This window comes from Oleiphilus sp. HI0061, from assembly GCF_001635675.1.
The window spans coordinates 1-971 of sequence record NZ_LWFE01001682.1; the positions used below are offsets into that span (position 1 = coordinate 1).

Consider the following 971-nt stretch of genomic DNA (forward strand, 5'->3'; position numbering starts at 1 on the left):
CAATATTTTTTGCCAATCACCGGCGTTTGCGTGTCATGCTTGCGGGGGATGAAAGTGCGACCGCATTAGGAGTGGATGTAAAGCGTTTGCGAATTTCTATGTTATTGCTTAGTTCTTTGTTAACGGCAACGTTGGTTGCAAATTGTGGTGGCATAGGCTTTGTTGGTTTAATGGTGCCCCATATTGTTAGAAGGTTGCTAGAGCGCCGGAGTAAGCACGTTTTAACGGCGTGTGTATTATTGGGTGGTTGTTTCATGGTATGGGTTGATGTGCTTGCACGTACCTTGATCGATAATAATGAGCTACCCGTTGGTGTCATTACAGCAGCAATTGGTAGTGCCTTCTTTCTTCTGGTTCTTCGTCGTCGAGGATGGTAAATCGTGCTTATGTTCAGAGTACTTAATCTATTGCTTTTGCTAGTCTTGGCTTTTCAAGCTTCCTTGTCTCATAGTGACGAAACTTCCCACGCACCCTTTGTTGCAAAGCGAATCGTAGCGCTTTCTCCACACTCAGTTGAGTTATTATTTTCTCTAGGTGCTGGAAGTAGAATCGTAGCAACGACAAGCTATGCTGATTTTCCTGATGAAGCTAAGAGAATACCTCAGGTCGGTGGTTACAATGGGATTCAACTTGAGAGTGTGCTCGCCTTAAAACCGGACTTGATTGTTGCTTGGGAAGGAGGCAATCCTGCCGGTGATATTGATCGCCTAGAACGCTTGGGCTTAAAGGTCTATCGTAGTGAAACCAAGCGTATGGCAGATATTGAAACGGAAATCATAGAGCTGGGGGCCTTGACTGGGCTGAATGCGAAAGCCGCGGAGCTCGTTGCAACGTTTAAGCAAGACTGGCAGGGCATACAGAAAGAGAATCATCATAAAGCGCCAATAAGCTTCTTTTACCAGTTGTGGAATGAGCCCTTAAGAACGATAGGTGCGGGCAGCTGGATCAATGAAATTTTAACGAGTTGTGGT

2 protein-coding genes are annotated in these 971 nt (G+C 45.5%); both read left to right on the forward strand.

Annotated elements, in window-relative coordinates; all coding sequences use genetic code 11:
• The coding region (locus tag A3735_RS25955) for an iron ABC transporter permease (RefSeq protein ID WP_156499927.1) at positions 1-377 on the forward strand (377 nt) is incomplete at its 5' end.
• Positions 378-386: 9 nt separating this feature from the next.
• Positions 387-971, forward strand: a 585-nt coding sequence (locus tag A3735_RS25960) for a helical backbone metal receptor (protein ID WP_156499928.1), incomplete at its 3' end; no start/stop codon positions are given.